The sequence below is a fragment of the Pelagibius sp. CAU 1746 genome (genome assembly GCF_039839785.1).
Taxonomy (GTDB): Bacteria; Pseudomonadota; Alphaproteobacteria; order Kiloniellales; family Kiloniellaceae; genus Pelagibius.
Genome location: NZ_JBDOQT010000001.1, coordinates 3,094,504 through 3,121,254 on the forward strand (window position 1 = coordinate 3,094,504; position 26,751 = coordinate 3,121,254).

The 26,751-nt window shown below is 63.5% G+C and carries 28 protein-coding genes; 16 read left to right on the plus strand and 12 right to left on the minus strand.

All coding sequences use genetic code 11. From position 1 onward, the window contains the following. The first annotated feature begins 140 nt into the window (after window positions 1–140). The 5 genes from AAFN88_RS14755 (at window position 141) to AAFN88_RS14775 (ending at window position 5,138) form a co-directional block, all read left to right on the plus strand. Complete coding sequence (locus tag AAFN88_RS14755) at window positions 141–944, plus strand: inositol monophosphatase (RefSeq protein ID WP_347521120.1); 804 nt, start codon at window positions 141–143, stop codon at window positions 942–944. 184 nt (window positions 945–1,128) lie between these two features. Next, window positions 1,129–2,247, plus strand: a complete 1,119-nt coding sequence (gene ald / locus AAFN88_RS14760) for an alanine dehydrogenase (RefSeq protein ID WP_347521121.1) — start codon at window positions 1,129–1,131, stop codon at window positions 2,245–2,247. 138 nt (window positions 2,248–2,385) lie between these two features. Further along, window positions 2,386–3,705 carry an aspartate aminotransferase family protein gene (locus AAFN88_RS14765; RefSeq protein WP_347521122.1) on the plus strand — a complete coding sequence of 440 codons (1,320 nt, stop codon included), beginning with the start codon at window positions 2,386–2,388 and terminating at the stop codon, window positions 3,703–3,705. A 136-nt stretch (window positions 3,706–3,841) separates the two neighbouring features. Next, window positions 3,842–4,570, plus strand: a complete 729-nt coding sequence (locus AAFN88_RS14770) for a transporter substrate-binding domain-containing protein (protein WP_347521123.1) — start codon at window positions 3,842–3,844, stop codon at window positions 4,568–4,570. Between the two features lie 130 nt (window positions 4,571–4,700). Then, window positions 4,701–5,138 carry a hypothetical protein gene (locus tag AAFN88_RS14775; protein WP_347521124.1) on the plus strand — a complete coding sequence of 146 codons (438 nt, stop codon included), beginning with the start codon at window positions 4,701–4,703 and terminating at the stop codon, window positions 5,136–5,138. A 12-nt stretch (window positions 5,139–5,150) separates the two neighbouring features. On the opposite strand, the gene AAFN88_RS14780 is transcribed toward AAFN88_RS14775, so the two are convergent. The 4 genes from AAFN88_RS14780 to AAFN88_RS14795 form a co-directional block, all read right to left on the minus strand. Further along, window positions 5,151–6,029 carry an ABC transporter permease subunit gene (locus AAFN88_RS14780; protein ID WP_347521125.1) on the minus strand — a complete coding sequence of 293 codons (879 nt, stop codon included), beginning with the start codon at window positions 6,027–6,029 and terminating at the stop codon, window positions 5,151–5,153. Further along, window positions 6,026–6,937, minus strand: coding sequence for an ABC transporter permease (locus AAFN88_RS14785; RefSeq protein ID WP_347521126.1), 912 nt, complete (start codon window positions 6,935–6,937; stop codon window positions 6,026–6,028). The genes AAFN88_RS14780 and AAFN88_RS14785 overlap by 4 nt, the downstream gene beginning before the upstream one ends. A 52-nt stretch (window positions 6,938–6,989) precedes the next feature. After that, window positions 6,990–8,075: an ABC transporter ATP-binding protein gene (locus tag AAFN88_RS14790; protein ID WP_347521127.1), complete on the minus strand. Its 1,086-nt coding sequence runs from the start codon at window positions 8,073–8,075 to the stop codon at window positions 6,990–6,992. 168 nt (window positions 8,076–8,243) lie between these two features. Next, entirely contained in the window at window positions 8,244–9,416 is a 1,173-nt protein-coding gene (locus AAFN88_RS14795; RefSeq protein ID WP_347521128.1) for an extracellular solute-binding protein, read from the minus strand. Between the two features lie 195 nt (window positions 9,417–9,611). Here AAFN88_RS14795 and AAFN88_RS14800 point away from each other — a divergent pair, with 195 nt between their 5' ends. Then, complete coding sequence (locus AAFN88_RS14800) at window positions 9,612–9,986, plus strand: hypothetical protein (RefSeq protein ID WP_347521129.1); 375 nt, start codon at window positions 9,612–9,614, stop codon at window positions 9,984–9,986. A gap of 115 nt (window positions 9,987–10,101) precedes the next feature. Beyond that, window positions 10,102–11,583: a PLP-dependent aminotransferase family protein gene (locus AAFN88_RS14805; protein ID WP_347521130.1), complete on the plus strand. Its 1,482-nt coding sequence runs from the start codon at window positions 10,102–10,104 to the stop codon at window positions 11,581–11,583. Between the two features lie 31 nt (window positions 11,584–11,614). On the opposite strand, the gene AAFN88_RS14810 is transcribed toward AAFN88_RS14805, so the two are convergent. From AAFN88_RS14810 to AAFN88_RS14820, 3 genes are all read right to left on the minus strand, one after another. Further along, on the minus strand, window positions 11,615–12,241 hold the full coding sequence (locus tag AAFN88_RS14810) for a hypothetical protein (RefSeq protein WP_347521131.1): 627 nt from the start codon (window positions 12,239–12,241) through the stop codon (window positions 11,615–11,617). Window positions 12,242–12,375: 134 nt separating this feature from the next. Further along, window positions 12,376–12,762, minus strand: a complete 387-nt coding sequence (locus AAFN88_RS14815; RefSeq protein ID WP_347521132.1) for an SET domain-containing protein-lysine N-methyltransferase — start codon at window positions 12,760–12,762, stop codon at window positions 12,376–12,378. 177 nt (window positions 12,763–12,939) lie between these two features. Continuing rightward, window positions 12,940–13,158 carry a hypothetical protein gene (locus tag AAFN88_RS14820; protein WP_347521133.1) on the minus strand — a complete coding sequence of 73 codons (219 nt, stop codon included), beginning with the start codon at window positions 13,156–13,158 and terminating at the stop codon, window positions 12,940–12,942. A gap of 91 nt (window positions 13,159–13,249) precedes the next feature. Here AAFN88_RS14820 and AAFN88_RS14825 point away from each other — a divergent pair, with 91 nt between their 5' ends. Continuing rightward, window positions 13,250–14,344 (plus strand): NAD(P)-dependent oxidoreductase, encoded by a 1,095-nt coding sequence (locus AAFN88_RS14825; protein WP_347521683.1) that lies wholly within the window; start codon window positions 13,250–13,252, stop codon window positions 14,342–14,344. Between the two features lie 91 nt (window positions 14,345–14,435). Here AAFN88_RS14825 and mazG read toward each other — a convergent pair whose 3' ends face one another. After that, the gene (mazG, locus tag AAFN88_RS14830; RefSeq protein ID WP_347521134.1) at window positions 14,436–15,290 is read right to left on the minus strand and encodes a nucleoside triphosphate pyrophosphohydrolase; all 855 of its coding nucleotides are present in this window, start codon (window positions 15,288–15,290) and stop codon (window positions 14,436–14,438) included. A gap of 125 nt (window positions 15,291–15,415) precedes the next feature. Here mazG and AAFN88_RS14835 point away from each other — a divergent pair, with 125 nt between their 5' ends. Beyond that, the gene (locus AAFN88_RS14835) at window positions 15,416–15,961 is read left to right on the plus strand and encodes a PAS domain-containing protein (protein ID WP_347521135.1); all 546 of its coding nucleotides are present in this window, start codon (window positions 15,416–15,418) and stop codon (window positions 15,959–15,961) included. Window positions 15,962–16,027: 66 nt separating this feature from the next. On the opposite strand, the gene AAFN88_RS14840 is transcribed toward AAFN88_RS14835, so the two are convergent. Continuing rightward, window positions 16,028–16,693 carry a hypothetical protein gene (locus tag AAFN88_RS14840; protein WP_347521136.1) on the minus strand — a complete coding sequence of 222 codons (666 nt, stop codon included), beginning with the start codon at window positions 16,691–16,693 and terminating at the stop codon, window positions 16,028–16,030. A 107-nt stretch (window positions 16,694–16,800) separates the two neighbouring features. Between AAFN88_RS14840 and gph the strand changes: the two genes are divergently transcribed. Then, window positions 16,801–17,517, plus strand: coding sequence for a phosphoglycolate phosphatase (gene gph / locus AAFN88_RS14845; protein WP_347521138.1), 717 nt, complete (start codon window positions 16,801–16,803; stop codon window positions 17,515–17,517). An 87-nt stretch (window positions 17,518–17,604) separates the two neighbouring features. Here the strand turns inward: gph and AAFN88_RS14850 are convergent, their stop codons facing one another. Then, window positions 17,605–18,252, minus strand: a complete 648-nt coding sequence (locus tag AAFN88_RS14850) for a CARDB domain-containing protein (protein ID WP_347521140.1) — start codon at window positions 18,250–18,252, stop codon at window positions 17,605–17,607. A 209-nt stretch (window positions 18,253–18,461) separates the two neighbouring features. On the opposite strand from AAFN88_RS14850, the gene AAFN88_RS14855 reads away from it, so the two are divergent. Further along, the gene (locus AAFN88_RS14855) at window positions 18,462–18,980 is read left to right on the plus strand and encodes a hypothetical protein (protein WP_347521141.1); all 519 of its coding nucleotides are present in this window, start codon (window positions 18,462–18,464) and stop codon (window positions 18,978–18,980) included. A 21-nt stretch (window positions 18,981–19,001) separates the two neighbouring features. Here the strand turns inward: AAFN88_RS14855 and AAFN88_RS14860 are convergent, their stop codons facing one another. After that, window positions 19,002–19,526, minus strand: coding sequence for a hypothetical protein (locus AAFN88_RS14860; protein ID WP_347521142.1), 525 nt, complete (start codon window positions 19,524–19,526; stop codon window positions 19,002–19,004). Between the two features lie 346 nt (window positions 19,527–19,872). Here AAFN88_RS14860 and AAFN88_RS14865 point away from each other — a divergent pair, with 346 nt between their 5' ends. From AAFN88_RS14865 to AAFN88_RS14885, 5 genes are all read left to right on the plus strand, one after another. Beyond that, window positions 19,873–20,514 carry a hypothetical protein gene (locus tag AAFN88_RS14865; protein ID WP_347521143.1) on the plus strand — a complete coding sequence of 214 codons (642 nt, stop codon included), beginning with the start codon at window positions 19,873–19,875 and terminating at the stop codon, window positions 20,512–20,514. 246 nt (window positions 20,515–20,760) lie between these two features. After that, window positions 20,761–21,978 (plus strand): site-specific integrase, encoded by a 1,218-nt coding sequence (locus AAFN88_RS14870; RefSeq protein WP_347521144.1) that lies wholly within the window; start codon window positions 20,761–20,763, stop codon window positions 21,976–21,978. Next, window positions 21,975–23,510, plus strand: a complete 1,536-nt coding sequence (locus AAFN88_RS14875; protein WP_347521145.1) for a tyrosine-type recombinase/integrase — start codon at window positions 21,975–21,977, stop codon at window positions 23,508–23,510. Before AAFN88_RS14870 ends, AAFN88_RS14875 begins: the two co-directional genes overlap by 4 nt. Further along, window positions 23,470–25,878 (plus strand): hypothetical protein, encoded by a 2,409-nt coding sequence (locus AAFN88_RS14880; protein ID WP_347521146.1) that lies wholly within the window; start codon window positions 23,470–23,472, stop codon window positions 25,876–25,878. The genes AAFN88_RS14875 and AAFN88_RS14880 overlap by 41 nt, the downstream gene beginning before the upstream one ends. Next, window positions 25,865–26,356, plus strand: coding sequence for a hypothetical protein (locus AAFN88_RS14885; protein WP_347521147.1), 492 nt, complete (start codon window positions 25,865–25,867; stop codon window positions 26,354–26,356). Before AAFN88_RS14880 ends, AAFN88_RS14885 begins: the two co-directional genes overlap by 14 nt. Here AAFN88_RS14885 and AAFN88_RS14890 read toward each other — a convergent pair. Then, window positions 26,353–26,751 carry a hypothetical protein gene (locus AAFN88_RS14890; protein ID WP_347521148.1) on the minus strand — a complete coding sequence of 133 codons (399 nt, stop codon included), beginning with the start codon at window positions 26,749–26,751 and terminating at the stop codon, window positions 26,353–26,355. The genes AAFN88_RS14885 and AAFN88_RS14890 overlap by 4 nt on opposite strands.

The following is a 26,751-nucleotide window of genomic DNA, read 5'->3' on the forward strand; positions in this document are numbered from 1 at the left end:
CAGCCCCGCCATCCAGGCGAAAAGATCAAGGGCCGCGGTTTCGCCGCGGCCCTTTTTCTTTCCCGCTTGCACATTTCATTGGGCCGGCCGGCAAGCTATCTTCCAGGTCCCGCCCTACGATTCGCCGCTCCGGAGCCCTCTTGATCGATATCGCAAAAGTTTCCGCCGTCATCGAGGAAATCGCCGCGGCGGACGTGCTGCCGCGCTTTCAGGCCCTCGCCGCACACGAGATCGAGGAGAAAGCCGCCGGCGAGCTGGTCACGGTGGTCGACGTGGCGGTGGAGAACCTGCTCACGTCCCGCCTCAAGGACCTGCTGCCGGGCTCCCTGGTGGTGGGGGAGGAGGCGGTCCACGCCGACCCCACGCTGATGAAACAGGTCACGGCCGACGCCCCGGTGTGGATCATCGATCCCATCGACGGTACCCGCAACTTCGCGCACGGCCGCGAGGCCTTCGCCATCATGGTCGCGCTCGTCCAGGGAGACGAGAGTGAGGCCGCCTGGATCCTGGAGCCGGTCAGCGGCCGCTTCGGGGTCGCCGAGCGCGGCAGCGGCGCCTGGATGGGCGGACGCCGCCTGCGGGTCGCCGCGCCGGATACGCCGGCGCGCATGACCGGCAGCCTCCACGCCTCCAGCTACGCGCCCAAGGAACTGGCCCGGCGGGTCGATCAGCGCCGCGACCGGGTGAAGGCCGTGAAGTCGTTGCGCTGCGCCGGGGCGGAGTACCTGCGCCTGGCCGCCGGAGAGACCCACTTCTCGCTCTTCACCCGCCTGATGCCCTGGGACCACGTCCCCGGCACGCTGCTGCACCAGGAGGCCGGCGGCACCGCCCTCTGCTTCGACGGCACGCCCTATACCGCTGGCCGCTACCGCGACCTGGGCCTGCTCATGGCGCCTGACCGGGCAAGCTGGGACGCCCTCTACGGGACACTGCTGGACGATTGAAGCCTGCCGAAGGTGGCATCCGCTGGCCTCACCCCCTGAGAAAAACTGGCTCTGGAAGTAGACCATTGAACCGCCTAGGGTGCCGCTGAGCGCCGGGCGGTCGATCTCCGTTTCCGGCGCCTATGCTTAGTCAATGACAAGGCCGATGGAATACCAGGCCGCAAAGACAGAGAGGACAAGTCAGATGCTCGTGGGCGTGCCAAAGGAAGTGAAGAACCACGAATACCGGGTTGGCCTGGTGCCATCCTCGGTGCGCGAACTGGTTCACCACGGCCACAAGGTAATGGTCGAGACCGGGGCCGGCGCGGGGATCGGCTTCACCGACGCGGATTACCAGGCCGCGGGCGCCGAGATCGCGGCAGACGCGGAAAGCGTCTTCACCAAGGCTGAGATGATCGTCAAGGTGAAGGAGCCGCAGCCGGCCGAATATGCCCGCCTGCGCGAAGGCCAACTGCTCTTCACTTACCTGCATCTGGCTCCGGATCTGGAGCAGACCCAGGGCCTGATCGATTCCGGCTGCATCGCCGTGGCCTACGAGACCGTGACCAACGCCCGCGGCGGCCTGCCTTTGCTGGCGCCCATGAGCGAGGTCGCCGGACGCATGTCCGTGCAAGTCGGCGCCCACTGCCTGGAGAAGGAGCAGGGCGGCTCCGGGATGCTGCTGGGCGGCGTGCCGGGCGTCGCCGCCGCGCGGGTGGTGATCATCGGCGGCGGTGTGTCCGGCACCAACGCGGCGCGCATGGCCATGGGCATGGAGGCCCATGTCACGGTGATCGACCGGTCGCTGGAACGCCTCTACGAACTGGACCTGCAGTTCGGCCCCATGCTGAACACCATCTATTCGACCGTCGACGCCATCGAACGCCATGTCGTCGGCGCCGACCTGGTGATCGGCGCCGTACTGGTGCCGGGCGCCGCGGCGCCCAAGCTGGTGACCCGCGAGATGGTGCGCCAGATGCGCCCCGGCTCGGCCTTGGTGGACATCGCCATCGACCAGGGCGGCTGCTTCGAGACCTCGCGCGGCACCACCCACTCGGATCCCACCTACATCGAGGAAGGCGCGGTCCACTACTGCGTCACCAACATGCCGGGGGCGGTTGCCCGCACCTCGACCTTCGCCCTCAACAACGCCACGCTGCCCTTCACCCTGGCGCTGGCCAACAAGGGCTACCGCAGGGCCCTGGCCGACGACCCGCACCTGAAGGAAGGGCTCAACGTGGCCGGCGGCAAGGTTACCTACAAGGCGGTGGCCGAAGCCCATGGCATGGACTACGTGGCGGCCGAAGAGGCCCTGGGGCTGTAAGGCGGGAAAGGGGGCCGGAAGGCCCTCCGCTGGCCTCACGAATCGCCGCTAATTGGGTCTAGCTGCCCCTTTCCCGGGGGCGCTAGACTGCGCGATGAGGTGCCCTAACAACCCGAAAAACCTAGGAAAGCCAGGCCGATGAACTTCATTCCGCCGATTCCGAATTCGCTCGAACAGCACTGGATGCCCTTTACGGCCAACCGCCATTTCAAGGCCAACCCGCGCATTCTGACCGGCGCCGAGGGCATGTACTTCACCACCGACCACGGCAACAAGGTGATCGACGGGTCCGCCGGTCTGTTCTGCGTCGCCGCCGGCCACGGCCGCCGCGAGATCGCGGAAGCGGTGAACGAAGCGCTGACCAAGATGGACTACGTGCCGCCATTCCAGTTCGGCCATCCGGCGTCCTTCGAGGTGGCCCGGCGCATCGCGGCGGTAACTCCGGGCGACCTGGACCATATCTTCTTCTCCAACTCCGGCTCCGAAGCGGTGGAAACGGCGCTGAAGATCGCGCTGGCCTATCACAAGGCCAAGGGCGAGGGGCAGCGCCTGCGCCTGGTGGGGCGTGAGCGCGCCTACCACGGCGTCAACTTCGGCGGCCTGACCGTCGCCGGTATGATCAACAACAAGAAAGCCTTCGGTCTGGGGCTGCCCGGCGCCTGCCACCTGCGCCACACCCAGTTGCCGGAGCACAACTTCGTCGTCGGCCAGCCGGAAACCGGCGCGGAGCTCGCCGACGACCTGCAGCGCTTCGTCGAGCTGCACGGCGCGGACTCCATCGCCTGCTGCATCGTCGAGCCAATCGCCGGTTCGACCGGCGTGCTGGTACCGCCCAAGGGCTACCTGCAGCGGCTGCGTGAGATCTGCGACCAGCACGGCATCCTGCTGATCTTCGACGAAGTGATTTGCGGTTTCGGGCGCACCGGTAAGCAGTTCGGCGCCGACAGCTTCGAGGTCATGCCGGACATGGTCACCATGGCCAAGGCCCTGACCAACGGCGTGGTGCCCATGGGCGCCGTCGCGGTCAACGACAAAGTCCATCAGACCCTGATGGACGCGGCGCCGGAGAACGCGATCGAGTTGTTCCACGGATATACCTATTCCGGCTGCCCCGTGGCCTCCGCCGCGGCCATCGCCACCCGCAACATCTTCGAGGAGGAGAAGCTGGTGGAGCGCGCGGCAAAGATGAGCCCGAAGTTCCTGGAGGCGCTCTACTCGCTGAAGGACCTCCCGGTGGTCACCGACATCCGCGGCTATGGCATGATCGGCGGCGTCGACCTGGCGACGAAGGGCAGCCCGGGCGTCCGCGGCCTGGAAGTGATGCAGGAGCTCTATGATGCCGGTTGCATGGTGAAGCTGACGGGCGACTGCGTGCTGGTTTCGCCGCCGCTGGTTTGCGAGGAGAACCACCTGGACGAGATCTTCACCAAGCTGCGCGGCGTTCTCACCAAGCACTGAGCCTTGACGGCAGAGTTGGTAAGGACGGCCCGCGCTTCTCGCGCGGGCCGTTCCGCATTAGAGCGCGGGCGTTGATTTCAGCGGTATGATCGCGCATCGTTGCCGGCGACAAAGACTGCTTGGAGAACGACGAGGTATGGACAATCTCGATGCGGCACGGGCTGAACTAAGCGAGCCGACAAAGCTGCGCGTCGGCATCAATCTGGGCAACATCCTGCTGGTGACCGGCAAGGGGCCGGCCGGAGAGCCGCAGGGCGTCGCGCCGGACCTGGCCGCGGAGGCGGCGCGGCGTCTGGGCGTTGAGGTCGCTTACCGGACCTATCCGATGCCCGGCGAACTGGCCGACGCACTGGAGCACGACGAGTGGGACATCGGCCTCATCGCCGTGGAACCCAAACGTGCCGAAAGCATCGCCTTCTGCGAGCCCTACGTGGAGATCGAGGGCGGCTACCTGGTGCCGCCGGACTCGCCGATTAAGGCCATCGAGGACGTCGACCGTCCGGGCCTGCGCATCGCCGTCGCCAACCGGGCGGCCTACGACCTCTACCTCAGCCGCAGCCTGAAGCACGCGGAGCTGTGCCGCGCCGAGGGCCTGGGCGGCGCCTTCGAACTCTTCGTTGACGAAAACCTCGACGCCCTGGCGGGCCTGAAGCCCGCCCTGCTGGACAACGCCGCGAGCCTGCCGGGCTCCCGCGTTCTGGACGGCAACTTCTCCACGGTCGGCCAAGCCATCGGCACCAAGCCGCGCAACGCCGCCCTCAAGGCCTTCCTCGACGCCTTTACGGCCGATGCCAAGGCCGTCGGCCTGGTGGCGGAACTGATCGACAAGCATGGCGTCAGCGGCAAGCTGCAGGTCCCACGCTGAGGGCCCGCTGGCCGGCCGCTTGCCGGCAGCCTTACACACAAGCGTGCCGGATTTCATCTTTTGAGGGATGGTCGTAATAGACCCGGGCAGCTAAACTTCCGCGATCATTCTCGGGAGGGGGATCACTGGAATGATCGAGAGGACTTTGCCCGCCAGGTCTCTTCTGGCGGTCCTGATGCTCACCGGCGTCGTCACGGCCTGCTCCGCAATCGACACCATCGATCCGCCGGACCTACGGCTCGACGCGGCCAGCTACTCCAACCTGCCGCGCGGCGACTACGTCGTGACCAACGGCAAAGGCGAAGTGCTGATGGAAGCGCCGAAGCTGCGGCCCGGTGACGAACGTACCGCCCGTTTCGACCTGGACAAGCTGGATGGCGTGATCAACATCGAAGTGCGCAACGTCGACAGAGTGACCTATAGCCAGACCTTGCGGCACGCGCCCGGCAAGCCGATCAAGGTGGAGTGGAACGAGACGCGGGAAACCTTTCTCCTGACCGAGATACCGCCACCGGAACCGCCCCGCGGCTCTTCCACCCGCGATGGCGGCGGCGGCGGCAAGGATTGACGCCAAAAGCCTCTATCCGCCGACTTCCGCCGCCCGCTCGGCCTTGGCAGCGGCGGCCTTGGCCGCCCATTCCTTTCGCTGCTCGCGGCGCTGCGCAATCTCGATGGCCACGGCGCCGACCAGGGTCACGGCGATAATCAGCACGGCCAGGGCGGCCAGGTCCGGCTGGGTGCCCATGCGCACCTTGCCGGCCAGAACGGTGGTCAGGGTGCTCTCGGCCTGGATGGTGAAGACCGTGGTGTTGTAGTTCTCGAAGGAGGTCAGGAAGGCCAGACCCATGGCCGAGAAGATGGCCGGCCGCAGGAAGGGGATCAGTACCTTCCAGAAGACCTGGACGTGGGTAGCGCCGAGGTCGAGGGCCGCTTCCTCCTGGGTGCGGTCGAAGCGCTGCAGGCGCGCCAGAAAAATCAGCATGGTGTAGGCGGAAATGAAGGTCGACTGGCCGATGATGGTCAGGAACATGCCGCTGTAATAGAAGCTCTCGTACTCGGCTTCCATGAAGGTACCGAGCTTGTCCCAGAACACCAGGGTCGAGATGCCGAGGATGACGCCGGGCATCAGCACCGGCGAAACCACCACGGTGTAGTAGACCGTCTGCAGCTTCTTGTGCACCTGTGTCATCACGATGGCGGCGGCCAAGCCGATGGGCACCGAGAGCGCCATGACGCCGATGCCGATCCAGATCGAGTTCACGAAACCCTCGATCATCAGGTCGTCGTCGAACAGCGCCGGGAACCAGCGCAGGGTGAAGCCCTCCCAGGGAATAACCTGCGGGAACTCCACGTCGTTGAAGGCCGCCGCGCCCATCATGAAGAGCGGCGCGAAGAGGAACAGGAAAAATAGCAGGATATAGAAGGAGACCATCAACTTCTGGAGGCCCTGGGAGCTCATCGCGCGATCTCCCCAAGGCTGACCTTGAAGACCTTCATCACCGTCAGCACGAAGACAAGGCAAGCGAGCAACAGCACGATGGCATAGGCCGAACCCTGGGCCCAGTTGCCGCCGGTGTTGAACCACTGGTAGATGATCTGCGTGAACCACAGGCTCGATGGCCCGCCGAGGATCTGCGGCGCTGCCAGGGCACCTGCCGAAAGCATGAAGACCAGGGTGCAGCCCGAGGCGATGCCCGGCTTGGCGTGCGGCATGACCACCCGCCAGTGGATGCGCCACCACGGCGAGCCCAGGTCGCGCGCAGCCTCCACCTGGTTATGGTCCAGGCTCTCGATGGCGTTGTAGAGCGGGAAGACCATGAGGAGGATATAAGCGTAGGACAGACCCGCGTAGAGCGCGACGTCGGCGCGCAGGAAGTCGATAGGCTCGTCCAGAATTCCCATGGTCTGCAGAAAGGCATTAATGACGCCCGACGTGCCGAAGAGGATTCGGAAGGCGAAGGCCCGCAGAATCTCGTTCACCCAGAAGGGCAGGATCAACAGCAGGATCATGGAGCGTGCATAGCCGCCCTTGGCAACCTGGGCGATGTAGTAGGCGATCGGATAGCAGAGCGCGAAGTCCAGCAGCGTGACGAAGATCGAGGCGATGATGGTGCGCAGGAAGACCGTCAAGTGCAGGTAGTTGAACAGTTCCTCGTCGCCCGGCCGGCCGAACAGCAGGTATTCGTAGTTGCTGAGCGTGTAGACGTCGTTCGGCCCGCCAATCTGGTTTGGCAACAGATCGTGGCGGAAAGAGAAGTTCAGCATATAAGCCTGCGGCAGGACGATCATCATGACCACCCAGAAGAAAACCGCCAGCAGCAGGTAGGTCGAAATCGCCGCGCCGTTGCGCTGAAAGAAACCACTCATCAGCCGTCAGCCTCCCGGCGCAAAACAGAGGGAAGCGGTGTAGAGGAGAGCTCTATTCATCGGCCACTTCCCCCACCGGCAGCACCAAGGCCCGTTCGGCCTTGAAGGCAACTCGGGCCGATTGGCCTTCCCGGTATTGCGGCAGATCGCCGGAGTTGGTCATCGACATGACGATGTCCTTAGGCCCTTCGCCGCGCAGGAAAACCGAGAAGAAAGACCCTTCGAATTCGCTGTGCAGCACCTGGCTCTCGATGACGTTTTCGGCGTCGCCGTTGGCGAAGGACATGGACTCGGGACGCACGAAGAGCATCGCCGGTTGACCGGTCCGAAGGCCGCGCAGGTTGCGGCCGCGCAGGCGCCCAAAGCTGGTGTCGATCAGGGCGTCGCCGCCCTCGGTGCCGACCACCTGGCCGTGGAAGGGATTGTTCTCACCGACGAAAGAGGCGACGAAAGCGGTCTGGGAATTCTCGTAGACCTCGGTGCCGGTGCCGACCTGCTGGATGATGCCCTGGCTCATGACGGCGATGCGGTCCGACATGGTCAGTGCCTCGCCCTGGTCGTGGGTGATGTAGATGAAGGTGATGCCGACGCGCTGCTGGATGGCGCGCAGCTCCGTGCGCATGTGCTGGCGCAGCTTCAGGTCCAAGGCCGAAAGCGGCTCGTCGAGCAGCAACACGTTGGGTTCCACCGCCAGGGCGCGGGCGATGGCCACGCGCTGCTTCTGGCCGCCGGACAGCTCGCTGACCTTCTTGTTTCCCTGATCACCGAGGGCGATGAGATCCAGCAGCTCGTCGGCCCGCTTGCGGCGCTCGGACTTGCTGACGCCGCGCACCTCCAAGCCGAAGGCAATGTTGTCGGCCACCGTCATCAGCGGGAACAGCGCCAGGTTCTGGAAGATCAACGCCGTCGGGCGCTTGTTCGGGCCGATGCCTTTCATGTTCCTGCCGCCGATCCGCACCTCGCCCTCGGTCGGCTCCAGGAAGCCGGAGATGGCGCGCAGGATCGTCGTCTTGCCGCAGCCCGAAGGGCCGAGGAAACTGAAGAACTCTCCGTCTTCGATTTTCAGATTTGCGTCTTTGACCGCCGTGAATTCGCCGAAGCGAATCGTCATGTGATCGAGCTCGACATCCGCGCTCATACCAGCCCGTCCCCCCTGTATCGTTCCCTGCCGCTGACTGCAGGGTAGCTGCCTCAAAATCGCGTCTCTTCGCCGGACGCTGTAACCCCGTTTTTCCCTCTACGGGAATCGGGTCCCGGTCGGGAGACCGGGACCCGTAACCACTGCACTCGTTACCCGTTCCGAAGATCAGGCCGCAACGAACTTATCGCGGTACTCGGCACGGATCTCGGTGTACCAGGGCTCCGACGGCGGCCACCACCACAGACGGTCGAGGGCGTCGTCGGGATAGGCTTCGCTGAAGGCCTTCTTGCTCTCGGGCGAGAGGTAGTTCTCGGCGCCGATGGCCACCGGATTGTAGCCGGTTTCGTTGGCGATCAGGCCGTTCACCTCGGCATCGTAGACGTAGTTGATGTACTCGTAGATCTCGTCGATGTTCTTTGCGCCGATGGGCATGGCGAGACCGTCGAGCCAGGTGAGGGCGCCTTCCTGCGGCGCCATGTAGGTCACCGGCTTGCCTTCCTTCTTCAGGCGCAGCGGCGGACCGTCCCAGGTCTGGCCCAAAACCACGTCGTTCTGCATGAAGCCGTTGATCTGAGCGTCGGCGTCGTTCCAGAACTGCTTCAGCCAGGGCTTGTGCTCCACGGCGAACTTGGTGATCTCGTCCCAGATCTTCCGCATGGTCGCCTCGTCCTTGTAAGCGTCGAGCATGCGGTTGGACGGGACCTTGCCGGAAGAATCGAGATAGAGGCCGATGCCCAGCATCATGGAATGCGGGCGGCCCATGACCTTGCCCTTCAACTCCGGCAGCCAGAGATCGCCGTAAGACAGGTTCGCATAGTCCTGCTTCCACTTGTCGGTGCGCCAAGCCAGGGCCTCGGTGCCCCAGTGGTAGGGCAGGTGGTGGTTGCCGCCGTCCCAGGTCCAGCCATCGGTCGAGCCCTTGAGCAGGCCCGGAACGACCTTGGAGGTATCGATACGGTTCATGTCGAAGGGCTGCAGCAGGCCCAGCGGCTTCCACTCGCCGGCACGGTCGACGGTCGGACCGACCAGATCGAAACCGCGGCCCTTGGTGGCGCGCATCTTGTTCAACAGCTCTTCGTTGGAGCCGTAAGGCGTGTGCTTGATCTTGATGCCCGTCTTCTTCTCGAAGCCTTCCAGGAAGGACTTCGGCAGATAGTCGGACCAATTCATGACGATCAGTTCACCCGAGGAGGCAAGCGTCTCCCGGCTCACGATCGCGGGTGCGACGGCGACGATGGCGCCGCCGGCCGCCGCCTGCTTCAGCAGCGTGCGGCGCGAGAAGTCCCGCACGGCGCGGTGCGTCTTCTCGCTGTTGGTTGGCTTTCCGGTCCTTTTCACGCGAGTTCTCCCCAATGCGTTGACGTGGAAATGTAGTGTTCCAGCGACTGGTTTTTGTGACAGTCTTGCGGTTACGGTGATCACCGCCCTACCGGTCAACTGTCTTGTTATCCGGGTGTTTGACCCTGGGTTTAACTCTGGCAGTCGCCGAGAAAGCAAGTCAAGGCCAACTCCAGACAGTAGATGGGGCCAGCTGTGTACGAATGGGGATCCGCAACTTGCCGTGCCGCCGTCTTCGCAGCCGCGGCGGCGTCGATCGTCCCGTCGAACGATGCCGCCGCCTCCGGACGCGACCTGACCCGCGCCGTGTACGACTACGCGGTGACCAGCTACTGCGGCACCCTGACACCCGCGGTCGAAGCGGGCTTCCGAAAAGAGCTCGCGGCCCTAACGGCGCGCGCCGGCCTGGACGCCGAAGCCGCCCGGCGCCTGAGAATCCGCGGCTGGGTCGAGGCCGACCGCGAATGGAGCAACCGCGGCCTGGGCGGCCATCGCGCCTGGTGCGAGGAGGAGGGGCTGCCCGCAGCCTACCACTTTTGGGAGATCGCTAAAGGCATCAAGCAACCCTGACGATTTATGCAGGCTGGGCTTGAGGCGGACCCGAGGGCCTCCTAATCTACCGCCTTCCACTGCACCTCCGGGCCCGGCGCCCGGCAATGGAGGCCGCGCGGGGCGCGGGTAAATTTTGCGCGACTTTATTTTTCCGGTCCGCCACGACGGCGACCTGGGACTTCAGGCACAGCTACGCCGCCAGCTCATCGACGCGATTCTCGACGGCCGTCTGTCGGGCAGCGACCCCTTGCCCTCCTGCCGGCGCCTGGCCCACTCCCTGGGGGTATCGCGCAACACCGTGGTCCTGGCCTACCAGGCCCTGGCCGATGAGGGCCTGCTGATCTCGCGCGAACGCATCGGCTACTTCGTCAACACCGACATGGTGTTCCAGCAGATCGACGCCCAGGTCAGCTTCCCGGAAACCGAACGCAGCGCGGACGTCGACTGGTTCAACCGGCTGCGGTTGCGCCCTTCCGAGCAACAGCACGTCAACAAGCCGCGCAACTGGCGCCGCTATCCCTATCCCTTCATCTACGGCCAGCCCGACCCCAAGCTCTTCCCGGTGTCGACCTGGCGCATGTGTTCGCGTCAGGCCCTTGGCGTCGAGGCGATCCAGAGCTGGACCGAGGACAATTTCAACGACGACGATCCGCGCCTTATCGAGGAGATCCGAACCCGCGTCCTGCCGCGCCGGGGGATCAAGGCCCAGCCGCAGGAGATCCTCGTCACCCTGGGGGCCCAAAACGCCCTGTTCCTGATCGCCGAACTGCTGGCCGGGCAAGGCAAGGTGGTGGCGGTGGAGAACCCCGGCTATGTCGACACCCGCAACATCTTCGCGATCAACGGCACCGAACTGCGGCCGATCCCGGTGGACGAGGACGGCATGGTGGTCGACCGGCGCCTCGACGGCTGTAGCTGTGCCTATGTGACGCCCAGCCACCAATCGCCCACCACGGTGACGCTGCCCCTCGAGCGCCGCATGGCGCTGATGGAGCGGGCTCAGCGTCAGGACTTCCTCATCATCGAAGACGACTACGAGTCGGAGTCCAACTTCCTGCACGCCCCGACCACAGCCCTGAAGGCGATGGACCGCAGCGGGCGGGTGATCTACATCGGCAGCTTCTCCAAGTACCTGGGGCCGGGCCTGCGCATGGGCTACATGGTCGGCGCCGAAGAGTTCATCCACGAGGCGCGCATGCTGCGCCGCCTGATGCTGCGTCACCCGGCGACCAACAACCAGCGCACCCTGGCGCTGTTCATCGCCGGCGGCCACTACGACGCCCTGGTCCACCGCCTGCAGCGCGACTTCCGCACCCGCTGGGAGATCATGGGCGACGCCCTGGAGCGCTACCTGCCGAACTTCGCACGGCGGCCGTCCTGCGGCGGCACCAGCTTTTGGCTGGAGGGGCCAAAGAGCCTGGACACCGACATCCTGGCGCGCGAAGCGCTTCAGGAAGGCATCGTTATCGAACCCGGTTCGGCCCACTTCCTCTCGAAGAAACCGCCGCGCAACTTCATGCGCCTCGGCTTTTCCTCCATCGAGCCGGAACGCATCGGACCGGGCCTGCAGGCGCTCAGCCGGCTGGTTGCGGGATCGATGCAGAAGCGGGAATAGCGGGAGAGGGAAGGGCCACGCGCCCGGCTGGTCAGCCGTTCATGACCTTGTCGATCTGGGCCTGATCGAGGGTGTCCATATTCCCGTTGATGATCGAGGACGCGACATCGACGAAGCTTTCCAGCTTGCGCGTTACGCCGTCGATCCCAAGCTGAAGCGGACCGTCCTCGCCCGCTTCCACCAGCTTCTTGATCCGGGGCAGGGCCTCCAGCACCAGACGGTCCATCTGATCGATGGTGGCGTCGAACGCCTGCCGATAGTTCCGCGGCGCATTTTCATAGGCCAGGATCGCCAGCTCGGCATCGGAAAAGCAGCTGTCCCGGAAGTGGTCCGCATAGCTCTTGGGCTGCCATTCGAGGGCATCCTCGAAGCACTCCGGCATCGAAGGAACCATCTCCAAAAGCATGATGATCTCATTGAAATGGTTGAGATAATCAGTGGCCAACAGAGTGTTGCCGTTGATGTTCTTGCCACGCACGAGCAGGCGATAGGTGCCGGTGAACCCGGCGCCCCTGCCGACCCGCTTGCCGTCCGCCGCCCTGACGCTAGCAGCAGCGCCCCGCTGACTGTCGTCGGCGACCGCAGCGGCTTGTGCTGACGATAACACCATAAGTTGAACCCCAAGCGCCGAAAAACACACAGGCGCAATCCACTCCACGAGACCCGCTATTCAAGCAGGCGGTCGTTTAAGTTTCCTTTCCAAAAAGCAAATCTGCATTGAAAGCAAACTGATAGGCGGACGCCTTCGAGAAACTGCAGGGTCTTTTAGAAAAATACCTGTAATATATGCTTTCAAATAAATAGATCGGACGCTGAATACTCCGATATATTGGTATAGAACAAGGTTATTTCCTCTCCGATGGCAATATCGGCGATTGCCTCCAGGACTGCCCAGAGGCCGTCCCGATCCTCTTCCCAGTGCACGACGGCATTGGGACTCTCTGAATGGTTGCAGAATGTGAGCCGGCCGAAGACCACCAGGGCGTCGTGCGCGCTCCGAGAGCCGAAATGCCGGGGCTCGGCGAAGTAGTAGGCGAAGAAGGCGGTTTGGTCGAGAAGGGCCCGGTCTCCGGCCCCGAGACGCACGGCGGGCGCGCGCTCCAGGCAACTGCCGGCGGCAATCGGCCGCTCGGCCAACAACCCACGCCCTTTTCCCGGCACCATAGCCAGCTTGAACATCCCAACACCCCCAACAGTCGGCAAGGACGCATGGTTGCATAGGCGGCGCGAGAATCAAGCAGGGGCAAAAGCAAACGGCGCGGGACCGGCCCGCGCCGCAGGACATACCCAGCAGAACATACAAAGGGGGCGCGGCGCTTTCCGCTCCCGAGCCTCCCGATTCGTCCCGTCAGAGGATCAGAAGCGGCGGCCGTCGAGTGCTTCCAAAGTGGCCCGGGAGATGTCCTCGCGGGTCATGCCGCGGGCCGCGAGCTGGCTGGCGGAGAGGCCGGAAAGCCGGGAGTAGACGTGGTAAGCGTTCATGGCGTCCGCCAGAACAGTGGTAATACGGGCGATCCACTGACCGAGATCCTCGATGACCCGGAACGGAGACGGCTTTGTTGCGGTCGCAAACATGCTTCTTCTCTCAATCTGACTGCGTAGATATACGCTCAATGAACTAGCTGAATAATATATAGAATCTGTGGTATACCACGCCAAGCGAAGAATGCTGCATTGCACTATAATTTTTGCAAGTCTGGTATACCAAGGCTGCATAAGTGGTCATACCACTTGCCCATGGACGAAGCCGCGGGCGGGCGGCGGGCCTTCGGTCGTGCCGCTTGCAGGCCTTTGCCGCTCTCAAGTAGGCTCCGCCCGCACTTCACCGGCGCGGCGGCAACTGCCGCGGCCGGCGTCCCTCGAAACCAGCAAGCAGGCGAGATCGATCGAGATGACCAAGGTTGCCTTCCTCGGGCTTGGCGTCATGGGCTTCCCCATGGCCGGACACCTGGCCGCGGCCGGCCATGACGTGACCGTTTACAACCGCACCGCCGCCAAGGCGGAGGCCTGGGCGGCCAAACACGGCGGCGCCGCGGCCGCGACGCCGCGCCAGGCGGCCGAAGGGGCGGAGATCGTCTTCTCCTGCGTCGGCAACGACGACGACCTGCGCAGCGTCATCCTTGGCCCGGAGGGCGCTTTCGCGGGCATGGCCTCCGGCAGCATCCTGGTCGACAACACCACCGCATCGGCGGAAGTGGCCCGCGAACTGGCCGCCGCCGGGCAGGAGCAGGGCATCGCCTTCATCGACGCCCCGGTCTCCGGCGGCCAGGCGGGGGCGGAGAACGGTCAGCTCACCGTCATGTGCGGCGGCGAGGCGGCCGCCTTCGAACGGGCGCAGCCGGTGATCGACGCCTTCGCCCGTGCGGTCACGCTGATGGGGCCGGCCGGCGCCGGTCAGCTCACCAAGATGGTCAACCAGATCTGCATCGCCGGTTTGTTGCAGGGGCTTTCCGAAGGCATGAACTTCGGCCTCAAGGCCGGCCTCGACATGGACAAGGTCATCGACGTCATCGGCAAGGGCGCCGCCCAGTCCTGGCAGATGGACAACCGCGCCGCCACCATGTGCAAGGGCGAGTTCGATTTCGGTTTCGCCGTGGACTGGATGCGCAAGGATCTGGGGATCTGCCTGGCCGAGGCGCAGAACAACGGTGCGCGCCTGCCCGTCACGGCGCTGGTCGACCAGCTCTACGCCCAGGTTCAGGCCCGCGGCGGCAAGCGTTGGGACACCTCCAGCCTCATGCACCTGCTGGCCAACGACTGAGATTTCCGGAACAGGGGGGACCTCCGCGCGGCGGCGGGAAAACCACCGGCCAGCAACGGCACTTAGGCCAAGTGGCAGGCCCCCCGGCGGATCAGTCGCGGCGCTCGGCCCGCTTGGCGGCCTGCCACAGCTCTTCCAGGGCGTCGAGGCTCTGGTCCTCGGCTTTCTCGCCGCGCCCGATCAGCTCGGCCTCCATGGTGCGGAAGCGGCGCTCGAACTTGGCGTTGGTCCGGCGCAGGGCAGACTCGGGATCGACCTTCAGGTGTCGGGCGAGGTTCACCGCCACGAACAGCAGGTCGCCGACCTCGTCCTCCAGGCGGTCTGGATCGCCACCGGCGGCGATTTCCTCGCGGATTTCGCCGACTTCCTCTTGCAGCTTGTCGAAGACCTGGCCGACCTCGGGCCAGTCGAAGCGCACCCGCGCGGCGCGCTTCTGCAGCTTTTCAGCGCGCAGCAGAGCCGGCAGGGCGGCGGTCACCCCGTCCAGGGCGCTCAAGGCGCCGCCCTTGCCACCGTTCTCCCGGGCCGCCTTGGCCCGCCGCTCGGCCTCTTTCTGGGCTTCCCAGGTGATCTTCACGTCGTCGGGCGTGTCGGCGTCGTGGTCGCCGAAGACGTGGGGATGGCGGCTGACCATCTTGTCGCTGATCGCCTCGGCCACGTCGTCGAAGGCGAAGTGCCCGGCCTCCTCGGCCATGCGGGCATGAAAAACCACCTGCAGCAGCAGGTCGCCCAGTTCGTCCCGCAGGGCCGCCATGTCGTTCTGCTCGATGGCGTCGGCAACCTCGTAGGCCTCCTCGATGGTGTAGGGGGCGATGGTTGCGAAGTTCTGCTCCAGGTCCCAGGGGCAGCCGCCCTCCGGGTCGCGCAGCCGCGCCATGACGGCAAGCAGGCGATCGATGGGGCGGGAGGAAGCCGGCTTTCGGCAGGGGGAATCGTTTTCGGCCATGACCGAAGAGTAGCCTAGAACGCCTTCGGGAAAAGCCCCGTAAGCAGCCCTGCCGCGCCCGCCCGAGCAGTTAACAAAAAGCAAAGAGTTTCTGCGGTATGGATGAAGACATGGGGGAAAACTGAGTGCTCGCCGAACCGGCCAGGGACGATTTCTTTTTCAGCCGCGTTTCCCGCGACTTCTATGCCTATTGGCAGAGTCTCGCGGCGCACGGCGGGGGCGTACCCCGGCGCAGCAATTTCGATCCTGCCGCGGTTCCCACCCTGCTGCCGCATATCTTCATCGTCGAGAAGATCAGGGATACCGGGCGCTTCTTCTTTCGCCTCTCGGGCACCGGCATCCGCGAGGTCATGGGTTTCGAAAACACCAACCATTTCCTCGATGAACTGCTGCACGGCGAAGACCTGCAGACCGTCAGCGGCATATTCGACCAAGTCCTGACCCAAGGGGTCTGCGTGCGCTCCATCGAAGGTCTGAACTATAGCGACCGCAGCTACCTGCGGGTGGAGATCGTCCGCCTGCCGCTCCGCACCGATGAAGGGGATCGCCGCCTGGTGATCGGTTGCCTGTCGCGTATCGAGAACGACCGGAGCAGCCTCGGCGTGAACGCGGTGAAGGACAAGCAGGTCCTGCGTATCGACAACGACGTGCTGCCGCGGATGGCCTTTTGAGACGGGGCAGGGCGAAGCGGCGGCCCCAAGGGACCGCCGCTGCTTTGCCGGTCGCTTATCGTTGCCTCAGCCGGCCGGACTGACGCAATAGCTGTCATAGGTGTTGGCCTCGCTCCATTCCTCGACTTCATCGTGATCGTCGAGATGGATCGAGAACTGGCAGAGCGCCGAGAAATTGCCGTTGTAGCAGTTCATCGGAAGATTCTGCGTCACCAGAACCTGACCGTTGGCCGGCACGTTGGCGATGATCTGCGCGGGGGCCGCGCCGGCGGTCGGGAAGCTGGGCGTCCACTGGAAGCTGCCGCTGTCGCTGCCGCCGGCATTGCGGACCCAGAACTTGATCTGGTTCGGCGTGCCCCCGGTCGGCTTCTTGACGCAATAGCTGTGCTCGGGAAAACCTTCGGGCAGGCCGACGGAGTTGTTGTAGTAGGGGATGACCACCAGGTTCGCCAACTGGCCCGGAGTATCGGGGCCGCCCTTGGCGGGACCGCTGGCGATCGTCTTGGCGGGCTCGGCGCCGCGCCGGCGCTCCAGGCTGTGCTCGCGGGTCGGGCGCGACGGCTTCACGGGCTTCAGCAGCAGGGGCTCGGCCTGGGTTTGCCTCACCTGGGCGGGCAGGCGGTGCGAATGATCGTTGCGTTCCTGGGCGACACAGCCGAGGCCGATGGCGCTGCTGATGGTGGTTGCGGCAAAAGCCGCGAGGGCGATCGTCGTGACAGGGCTCTTGCGCATGGGTTTGATCCTTCTGGCCAACTCCGATAAATCTCGGAGGGTGTTGCGTTACCCCGTCAGTCGCGCCACATGGTTACCCGGTTCATCGCATTTGATTGATTAGGCACATGTCCCTAGTTTCGTCTTCACCGGTGCTGTCCGGCACCGGACCCTACGCCATCGTCTTCGATCTGGACGGCACGCTGGTTGACAGCATCCCGGACATCCACGCCGCCGTGTCGGTCTTCCTGACCGAGCGCGGCCACGCACCGCTGGACCTGGCGACGATCACCGGCTTCGTGGGCAACGGCGTGCCGGTGCTGCTGGAGCGCGTGCTGCGCGCCGTGGGCGAGGCGTCCGACGCCGAAACCCTGCACACCGCCCTGCCGCGCTTCATCGAGATCTATGGAGCCGCACCGGCGGACCGGTCGAAGCTCTATCCGGGGGTTGCCGGGGCGCTGGAGACCTTGGCCACCGCCGGGCACCGCCTGGGGATCTGCACCAACAAGCCCGAGGCTCCGGCCCGCAAGATGGTGGAAATCCTGGGCATCGCCGGCTTCATCGCGACCCTGACCGGCGGCGATACACTGGCCACGCGCAAGCCCGACCCGGCGCCGCTGCGCCACACCGCCGGCCGGTTGCAGGCCGCCCCCGGCGCGATCATCTACGTCGGCGACAGCGAGGTCGACGCCGCCACCGCCGCTGCGGCCGGCGTGCCCTTCGTGCTCTACACCGAGGGTTACCGAAAGTCTCCGGTGACACAGATCGCCCACCACGCCGCGTTCAGCGACTTTGCCGAGCTGCCGGGGCTGGTGGCGGCGCTTTCCCGCAACCTGGCGTCCTGATCCCGGTTCGAGACAAGAAACCGCCGGCGGCCATTCGAGGCCGCCGGCGGAGGCTTGGATCAAGCGGGCAGGGAGGAGAACTGCCGCTTACCCGCGCGGCTGCAGGCGCAGCTTGCGCGGTTTCGGATCCGGATCGGGCTGAACCGGCTTGACCTTGAGGTTGCCGCCGACCGGCTTGCCGGCGATGAAGCCGTCGCCGTCGCAATCCAGCTTCACGTTGATGCGCGAGCCGAAGGTGTTGCTCTCGTTGCTCTCGGCCACCTGCTTGTTCACGTCCATGACCAGGCGCACGGTGTTCGTGCCTTCCGCCAGGTCCATCTGCCAAGTCTCGAAGGGCCGCCACTGGCCTGCCGCCAGGTATCCGGCGGCGAAGTTGTCGGTGTTCACCAGGGTGTTGCCACGATAGACCTTGGCCACCGAGGCGCCGGCGTCCGTCAGACCCTTGTTGCCCGGCTGATAGTCCATCTGCACGAAGCGGCACATATCCTTCTTCGGACCGACCTGAGTCGCGATGACCGGGCCCATGTCGTCCAGCACCACGACGCCGCCATCGGTCCACTTCTTGTTGCCGATATAGCCGCCCGAGGTGGTGATGTCGGGCAGGCCCGGCGTGAGAGTGTCGGGGCCACGCTGCTGCACCTGGGCCGCAGCACCGCCGGCGAGGGCGGCGAGAGTGACGGAGAGGGCGCTGGCCGCGGCGAAACCGGCAATGCTGCGCTTGAGGGAGGTGTTCATAAATTTTCTCCAATGAATCAAATATTTGGTGCGGCTAAATGTCGTTCTTCACCCGGTAGTCGCAGGCGCCGTGAAAAAGGTTCACGAGAGAAAACGCGAAAAAAGCGGGACGCGTCCGGATCTAGGGCGCGGGGCGCCGGCGGGCTATACTGCGGGCTATACTGCGGGCTTGGGGGCGGCCGTGGATTGGCGGTTCAGGGAGGCAGGACATGAACGCGGGTATCTGCGCCGGACGGCTCCGGCTTTTCAGCCGGGCCTGCCCGGCGGCGCTGGCCATGGCCGCTTGCGCCTGGCTGGCGGGCCCGTCGTCGGCGCTAAGCGCCGAGGTAACGGAGGCGGAGTTCCTGGTGTCGGTTTCCGACGGCGAGGGCAATCTGCGCAGCGTCCAGGCCGATATCGTCCCCTATCTGCCCGACCGTGCCTGCTTCGGCTGGCGGTTGCGCCTGGCCGGCGCGCCGGCGCTGGTCCGGTACCGCGAGGTTCTCAAGCTGCCGTCCGCACCTGACTTCTGGACCGGTGAGAACGACAGCTACAGCCCGCATCGCTACTCTGCCGACCGCACCACCGCAACCACCGAGGAGTTCGCGGCGCCGGACAAGGACGGCTGGATATCGAGCCGCTGGTGCATAGCGGAAGGAGATCCCGTCGGGCCGCACTCCATCGACGTCTACGTCGGCGACAGCCACGCCCGGCACTTCGCGTTTGAAGTAAAAAAGCTCTCCGATTAAATTGAATTCAAACGCTTTTTATCAGTAGCGTTCGATACCGTCGAACGAGCAGTCGCCGCGCGTTTGCTTGTTCTCCATGACGCAGTGCTTGGTCAAATCGATGTAGAGCGAACCCTGACAGGAATGGAACTGGACCCGCGCCTGGAAGTCGGCATCGGATCCCGTCTTCTTCGGGTCGAGCATGGTGACGGCGCGAATATCGTCGTCGTCCAATCCGAGGATCGCGAAGTGGCTCTTCAAGGAGTTGCCGCAAGCGTGGAACTGCCAGTCGCTCAAGTCCTGACCGTGGCAGCCTTCACCCTTGCAGTCGTAGGTATCCTCGATATAGGCGCGGATCCGCTCTGCATCGGCCGCCATCTCGCCGGCTTCCCGGTTGATGCCTCCGCAGACCGGACCGGCGAAGCCGTCTCCCGTAACCGTGTTAAGGCCCGCCCCGCCGTAAGGCGTCATGCGGGCGAGGGCGTGCAGCTTGTCGGCCGCATTGAAGTTGCCGCAAGTCCTCGCGGCCCGCGCCATGTAGCCCAGGTACCACTCGAACTTCTGCATTCGACTCCAACTCGGGTTCGGACCGGGCGCGGAAAGGCGTCCAGCCTCCGCCAAACCCGACAAGACCAGCACCGAAAACAATGAAATAACTAAGAAAAACCCCCGCATCGACGATCCCGTTTTATCAACTCTTGGATATTGATTGCGCCAAAAGATATCGTAATGAGTGCACTCGGCGCAATGCGGCACCCCAATTTCCGGCCGGCCGGATAAGACCCGATGTTGTCCGAAATGCGCTCTTAGCGATACAGCTTCATATAACTTACGACCCTTGATAGCTTCGACGCCTAGGGTTCGCCGGCGCGCATCTGCCGTCGATGGCGGAAAAGAGGAACGGGGGAAAGCGATGACCGATATCTTCGAGGAAGGTTGGGGGAAGGACCTCGGGCGGAGTCAACTGGCGCAACTGCTGCTGCTGAATGAAGCCGCGCTCGACCGCAAGATCGCGCGCGATCTCGCGGAGCTTCCGGAAGACCAACAAGGGCGCATTCTGCACGACAGCGGCCCGGAAGAGCCCGGAACGGAGGCGCAGCGGCGCGGCGCGCTGGAGCGATGGCGGGACTTCAAACGGGGGGTGCTAAGCCTGCCCGGATCCTTCGCCGCACGCCTGGTGCGCCGCTATGCGCCCGGGGGCGGAGAAGATTTCTGCCGGCGCATCGATTACTGCCGGCGCAAGGCCTGGATCGGCGAGCGCCTCGATGCGCTGAGCCACATCGAAGGCGAGAAGGCCTGGGCTGCCGACCAAGCGCTCGACTACCTGCGTGAACACCTGCCTGACCTCATGGACTTCGCAAGCGAGACTTTCGATCTCCTGTCGGAGATATGCGGCGACTACCTCGTGCCGGGATCCTTCCTGGTGAAGGTCATCAAGTACGGGCTCGACGAAACCTGCCCATGCTGCCTGCCGTGCAGCGGATCGGGACGCAGCGGGAGCGCGGACTGCAGCAGCTGCCGCGGAACGGGGCTCAGGACACCATTTCCGCAGTGAGGGACGGCCCACGGCGCCCGCGGCGAGAGCCGGACAGGGCTCCTCGGCGACAGCCGGACAGGGCAGCGTCCGCGCCCCAGCTTGGAATTCTATTTTGCGCATAATTTATATTATGGGAAGGGACGCTACTTTCTGGACTGTTGCACAATGGCGATCTGAAGCAGACTCCAGAGTGCAACGGATATTCTAGAATAAGCTACTTTAATCGGTTGAATTCCGCGCAAGGCAGCTCTACCTTGCGTGCCCATGCCGAAGCTCCGACTGCGCCACCCAAATATTCCCCCGACGCTCTCCGGCTGGTTGCTTGTCGACGAGCGCCAGCTGCCGCGCTTCTGGGCGACCGTCTGGGCGGATGTGCTGCTTGCGGGTGTTGAGGACGGCACGCGCGCCGGTCATCTCGGCGCTGTCGAGGCGCTGTACCAGGCAGTGGCTGAACAGGCCGGCAGCGACCAGCTGGACGCGATGATCAGCGCGCTGGAGTTCGACAGCCTGGAGGCCGCCCTCGGAGGTTTCTTGGCAAAACTCCGGAACCAAAGCGCGGTCCAGGGCGTGGACCGGGACGCCACCTGGAAATCGGCTCTCAGGTTCGTCGACGACGTCGTCGCGCATCTCGGGCAGGCATCCTCGGACCGAATGGCGGAGATCTCAGCAAACCTCCTGCGCCTGGAGCGCCTCTACGGCCAGATCGCACCGACGCCGCCAAGGCCGCCGGCTCCGATCCGGGCCCTCCCAGCCATGGTCGTGGAGGAGCTGTACGAGCTCTTTAATCCGAAATCGGCCCGCAATCCCTTCCGCACGGATGCGCTAAGGTACCGCAACTACCTCATCTTCCTCATGCTTCTGCACCTTGGCCTGCGTCGCGGCGAGGTTCTTATCCTGCCCGCCGACGCGGTCAAGGACGACTACGACCCGGCAACCGGTGCAACTCGATACTGGATCAATATCGACGAGACGCCCTATGAGGATGAGGACCCTCGACACAGCGCGCCCGGCTTGAAAACCGCTTCTTCCCGGCGGCAGCTTCCGCTTTCGCGAGAGATCGTGAATCTGGTGGATATCTACGTCCGGAACTACCGTCGAAATCCCTACCACTCGTTCCTTCTCAACTCGCAGAAGCGGAAGCCGCTGGCGCCGCAGAGCCTGGCCAAGGTGTTCTCGGTCATCACCGCGAACCTCTCGGAGCGCGCGCTCAAGGTTCTCTCCGACCGCGGGAAGTCCAGCGTAAGCCCGCATGACCTCCGTCACACGGCGGCCGTCGTCCGTCTTGCGAAATACGTCTCCGGCGGCGTGGATCTGGATACGGCGATCGAGAAACTGCGAGTTTTCTTCGGCTGGTCACCCACGTCGCAGATGCCCCGGCACTATGCGCGCGCCTACTTCGAAACCTCCCTGGCGGATGTCTGGAATGAAAGCTTCGACAGTTACGTAGATGCGCTCCGCGGCCTCACCGGAGAAAAGGGATGACAGCCCTCCCCGGCAGCCTGCCAAAAATTCCATCGGACCACGTGCAAGCCGTCATCAACCAACTGCCGGCGCTTCCATCTGCACTCCGCTACTACGACGACTTCCTCGATACGTTCCACTCGATCAGGGACCTCACGACCCAGGATGAGTGGAAAGTAGAGCACGACGGCAGAACAACATCGATGGCGTTTGACGCGTTTGGAACATCTCACCGAGAGTTGATGAAGCATGTCTTTGCCGATCTCCTCGTGCGGACCGATCCGTCCAGCGTGCTTTACTACTTCAGCGCTTTGCGCCGCGTTGCCGAGCGCTTCGGCAAGGAGATCCTGGACTGCCTGGTAGTGTTGGCTCCGCACGAAGTCCGGGAGACATGGGTGACCCAAATCATGCCAGTGGTGAGCGTGAGCGAAGCAAACTCTCTACGGACTGCACTTCGTTCGCTGTGTCGCCTCAATGTGGGACATTGGAGTCCGGCGCTCACCGCGTACGTCTCCCAGCTACCTTCGCCGAAAACGGACATCTATAAGACCGTTCGGACGGGTGACTGTTTCGTGCCGGTCGACCAGCAGGCGCTCGTCATTGACTACTTCGACGAACTTGCTGCCATCGTCGCAGCTTCTCCGGAACGGGTCGATACTGAGGTACTGCGCGAAGCCTGCGTGCTGATTGTCAACAACCAGCACGCATTCCGACCCGGGCAGATTGCTCGAATCAAAACCGCAGATGTTCGGGTCTTTAACACAGGCGCCGTCCACTACAGGGCCCCCCTGGCGAAGCAGCGGGATCAATCGAAGCGCAGGTGGGTCTCCCGACGCGTGAAACGCGAGTGGTGTCCGATTGTCACCGAGTACAAAGACCGCCGCAGTTTGATGGATGACCCGATTGAATGTGTCCCGGCCGAATCCTTCTTTCGTCTCACGCCGGCCGAAGTGTCCAGGCGGATCAGGGCCCTTCTCGAGCGCATAACTGGGGAAGCTTGGACAGCAACGGATCTCCGTCACTCAGCGGCACAGCGTCTTGCTGATGCAGGGACCTCGCATATCGCGCTCTCGGAATTCATGGGGCATTCGGATGCGAAAACCGCTACCGTGTACTTCGACACCTCTCCCACGCAGGCGCAGCGCATCAATCAGGCCCTGGGGCTTTCCCCAATTTACGCCACGGTCGCGGAGGTCGTCAGGACAAAGACGATCGATAAGGCCGCCCTACTACGGCTGCCGCCCGACAAGCAGATCGGCGGTATTCCACACGGAATTCCCATCGCGGGCATCGGCGGCTGCACCGAAGGCCAATCGCTGTGCATCAAGAATCCCGTTCTCAGTTGCTACACCTGCCGGAACTTCATGCCGGTGAACGATAAAGCAATTCATAGGGAAGTCACAGACGGCTTGCGACCCGTGGTGCTCGAATTCGCAAAGGCGTCCAGAGATAATGAAGAGTCTCCTGCCTACACCCAGTTGCGGCGCACGATTGAGGCTGCGGAGCAAGTGATTGTCGACATTGAAGCTCAGCGGGACGATGAAAATGAATGAGTTCTACCGGTCGTTTATCGAGACCGGCAAGCGACTGGCCCTCGAGCAAGGTCTTGTCTGGGATCTCGTGTGCGATTCTGGTGGCAAGGTGGTGAAGGATCAACGTTGGAACCTGACAGCGCTTGTCGGCATGGTACCTCCACCAACTGCCTGGTTGTCGGATCTCGGTCCCTACGGCAAAGCCCTACCTGTTCTAAATGAGATGCGCGCACGAAAGGATCTGTCGCCCCTACCCCCGGCAGCCATGGCGCCTTCGTGGCGAGAGCTCTTTCAGGCCACGGTGATCAACGAGCTTCTCGTCAAGAAGAACAAGCCAAAACATGCTACCGACAATGTGGGCCGCTTCATCCGTGTTCTCGCGGCATGCGTTGGAGTGAAGGATCCATGGAAAATCACGGGAAGTGACGTTCAACTGGCATATAACGTCGCTCTTGGCATTGGTGCCTCAGGCAAGCTGGCCTCCAACTTCGCTATGGTTATCCGGACGGTCATTGACGCGCATCACCTGACGGATCAAGGCCCTCTCGCACGCTTCTGTACCCCCTTCCCGACGGAAGAAGCGAAAGCCGCCCAAGTTCGCGTCGACAGTCTCCGCAAATCCGAGAACAGCCATCGAAGCCTCGACCGGATGCGCAGCGAGCTGCAGGAGCGCAAACGGTCTGGGCGCCTGCCTGGGGAGAAGGCCTTCTGGGAGCTCGTCAGGATCGTCTTCACCACCGAACCAAAGAGCTTCTCAGATGCAATTCGGTTTGCTCAGATAAAGATCGGCATCGTCACCGGATTCCGTGTCGGCGAGAATAGCATGATTCCATACGATTGGGAGCGTTGGCGCGAGTACGTGGACATCAATGGCCGGCCTGCCGGCGATCGAGGTGGCATTTCACGTTCACTCATGATCAGGCATTTCGCGGAGAAGCGCGAAGAAGATGAAAGAGCTGAGGGTGTCGTCCTTTATGAAACGGCCCAGCATGTGCCTGAGATGTATCGGGACGTTGTGCTAGAAACGCTCAACGGCGTTGCCCACCTGACCAAGCCTTTGCGTGATCGCCTCCATAGGCAGACAGAGACCGGACGATTGCTGCCAGAGTTTGATGTCGATGATTTGCTGCCGGCCACGGAGATCTTTACGCGGTTTGGTGGAAGCATCCAGTTCACGGACGAGCCCCTGCCCGCAGAGCTCGTAAAAAAATACCGGTCCACCTACGATACAGCGGTATTGGACGAGATGTGGTCCCACCAGTTAATGCATAGGCAGCGGGGGGCAAAACCAAACGAGAACATTCGTAAGACCTGGTCAAGGTATGTCAAGGACGGCCTCATCGTTCCGCGGAACGCCTGCGGCGACACTATGTCCGGACGCGGCATGTGGGGTGAGACGTTCTTCCGGATCGGTGAGGTCGAAGACATGGTTCGCCAGCACATGCCAACCAAGCTACCAGACGTCGAGCCGTTCACCTTGTCCGATGGAAGGAAGTTCTACCCGTACGAACTGATGTTCCTGATGCCCATCAGAGCGTTGATTGAGAACCGGAATGATGGCGTTCTTGATGTGATCCGATATTTCACCAACGGTCGCGTCGATCCCGCGGACCTCCAAAACCACCTCGGTCTGAAGGAAGACAATCTATTCACCCGGTATGGCGAGACCGAAGAGGACATGACGTTCAAGATCGACACCCACATGCTCCGGCATCTGCAGAATGGAGAGCTCTTCCGACTCGGGGTCGCCGACACCATCATCACAAAGCGCTTCCGGAAAAGCGTAGCCCAGAGCTACGAGTACGACCATCGCAGCCTAGCCGAGGACCTCGAGGCCATCGATATCCCTTCGGCGGCCGAAGAGAGGATGGGACCGCGCGCTCAGGAGGCGCTGCGGTTGATCATGGGCGATAAGGTCCACGGCCCCGTCGTCGACGAGTTTCGACGCATTCAGTGCGAGCTTGGTGACGATGCTGCCTTCGACTACCTGGACGCAGAGGCCGACGGCCTGCACGTGACGCCCTACGGATTCTGCCTCAACAGCTTCACAGTCGACCCCTGCCCTCGCCACATCGAGTGTTTTAATGGGTGCCGGCATCTGGCCCGATCGGATGTCCCTGAAGAGCAACACAATCTCGAGCGAATGCGGGATCGCTTGGTCCGCGTGATCGACAAGATCGAAGCGATGCCACCCGCAGCACGCAATGTTGGTTGGCAAAACCAGCTGAAACATGCGAGGACGCGCCTGGAAAACATTGAGAAGGCGCTCGCTGCCCGCCCGGGCACCAAGCCTTTCCCTGACGGCCCCGATCTCTTCCGCTCGATCGAAGATAAGGCCGGCACCACAATCATGGACACCGCCCGGAGACTTCCCCGTGCAGAAGACTGACCGACCCAGTCCGCTCGAACTCCTGGAAGAGGTGCTGGAGGCGATGCTCCTGGACAACGAGACGGTCACGGCCCGCGGGGCCGTGCGACGGATGGACGGAGTCCTAAAGCACGCCTCAGACATTACCCGCCGGCCAGAGCGCCGCCAGATGCTCGAGACCTACCAGAAGAAGCAGACCGAGTTGCGATCGGTCATGGAGAAGGCAAACAAACAATCGAAGACCAACCTCGCCGCTAGGATCACCAAAAAGGAGGCCGAGATCGCAGCCCTGACGGGACAGCGCGACCTTCTGATCGCCTCGCACAAGGCCCTGATTCTCGCCGTTGGCGAGATGGGTGGCATGAAGGCATGGCAACGGTTCTTCGAATCTTATCGGGATACCATGGACGAGCTGCGGGCGCTCGGCGCGATGCCGTCGGCGGAGGTTCGCCCAATAGGCTCCGGGAGCGACTCTGGCGGCACCAGGACGAAGCGCTAATGGCCAGCGGGACCGGAAAGAGCGGTCGGCAGGTAGCAGAGGAGCACGTCCAGACGCTGATCGCTGTCCTGGGGCGATACGAGGAGGAAGATCGGCCCCTGCCCCGCTATGGCGCAGAGCTCAACCAGTCGCGCCTCGCCGCAGAATGCGGCTTTGACCGCAAGGTTTTCAGGAACAATCCTCGATGCGCTGATCTTCTCGACGCTGCCGACAGAAAAGACCGCGAGCGCCATCTCAACCGCCTCGACCAGGCAGAGCTCCGCCGCGAGGAAAAGTCCAAGATTGACCAGGACCGAGCTGACCTCGAGGCCGAGAACCTCCGCCTCCTGGCCGAAAACGCATCCCTGCGCCGGGACTTGGAGCACCTTCGCCGGCTTGAACGCCTGATGGCCCAA

What these genes read in the sequence shown, in the direction of transcription:
- AAFN88_RS14865 (WP_347521143.1), top strand. Translation starts at nt 19,873, where the DNA reads ATGACCGATATCTTCGAGGAAGGTTGGGGGAAGGACCTCGGGCGGAGT.
- AAFN88_RS14765 (WP_347521122.1), top strand. Translation starts at nt 2,386, where the DNA reads ATGAACTTCATTCCGCCGATTCCGAATTCGCTCGAACAGCACTGGATG.
- AAFN88_RS14860 (WP_347521142.1), bottom strand. Translation starts at nt 19,526, where the DNA reads ATGCAGAAGTTCGAGTGGTACCTGGGCTACATGGCGCGGGCCGCGAGG.
- AAFN88_RS14855 (WP_347521141.1), top strand. Translation starts at nt 18,462, where the DNA reads ATGAACGCGGGTATCTGCGCCGGACGGCTCCGGCTTTTCAGCCGGGCC.
- AAFN88_RS14770 (WP_347521123.1), top strand. Translation starts at nt 3,842, where the DNA reads ATGGACAATCTCGATGCGGCACGGGCTGAACTAAGCGAGCCGACAAAG.
- gph (WP_347521138.1), top strand. Translation starts at nt 16,801, where the DNA reads ATGTCCCTAGTTTCGTCTTCACCGGTGCTGTCCGGCACCGGACCCTAC.
- mazG (WP_347521134.1), bottom strand. Translation starts at nt 15,290, where the DNA reads ATGGCCGAAAACGATTCCCCCTGCCGAAAGCCGGCTTCCTCCCGCCCC.
- AAFN88_RS14790 (WP_347521127.1), bottom strand. Translation starts at nt 8,075, where the DNA reads ATGAGCGCGGATGTCGAGCTCGATCACATGACGATTCGCTTCGGCGAA.
- AAFN88_RS14820 (WP_347521133.1), bottom strand. Translation starts at nt 13,158, where the DNA reads ATGTTTGCGACCGCAACAAAGCCGTCTCCGTTCCGGGTCATCGAGGAT.
- AAFN88_RS14785 (WP_347521126.1), bottom strand. Translation starts at nt 6,937, where the DNA reads ATGAGTGGTTTCTTTCAGCGCAACGGCGCGGCGATTTCGACCTACCTG.
- AAFN88_RS14840 (WP_347521136.1), bottom strand. Translation starts at nt 16,693, where the DNA reads ATGCGCAAGAGCCCTGTCACGACGATCGCCCTCGCGGCTTTTGCCGCA.
- AAFN88_RS14825 (WP_347521683.1), top strand. Translation starts at nt 13,250, where the DNA reads ATGCTGCATTGCACTATAATTTTTGCAAGTCTGGTATACCAAGGCTGC.
- AAFN88_RS14780 (WP_347521125.1), bottom strand. Translation starts at nt 6,029, where the DNA reads ATGAGCTCCCAGGGCCTCCAGAAGTTGATGGTCTCCTTCTATATCCTG.
- AAFN88_RS14875 (WP_347521145.1), top strand. Translation starts at nt 21,975, where the DNA reads ATGACAGCCCTCCCCGGCAGCCTGCCAAAAATTCCATCGGACCACGTG.
- AAFN88_RS14775 (WP_347521124.1), top strand. Translation starts at nt 4,701, where the DNA reads ATGATCGAGAGGACTTTGCCCGCCAGGTCTCTTCTGGCGGTCCTGATG.
- ald (WP_347521121.1), top strand. Translation starts at nt 1,129, where the DNA reads ATGCTCGTGGGCGTGCCAAAGGAAGTGAAGAACCACGAATACCGGGTT.
- AAFN88_RS14850 (WP_347521140.1), bottom strand. Translation starts at nt 18,252, where the DNA reads ATGAACACCTCCCTCAAGCGCAGCATTGCCGGTTTCGCCGCGGCCAGC.
- AAFN88_RS14815 (WP_347521132.1), bottom strand. Translation starts at nt 12,762, where the DNA reads ATGTTCAAGCTGGCTATGGTGCCGGGAAAAGGGCGTGGGTTGTTGGCC.
- AAFN88_RS14870 (WP_347521144.1), top strand. Translation starts at nt 20,761, where the DNA reads ATGCCGAAGCTCCGACTGCGCCACCCAAATATTCCCCCGACGCTCTCC.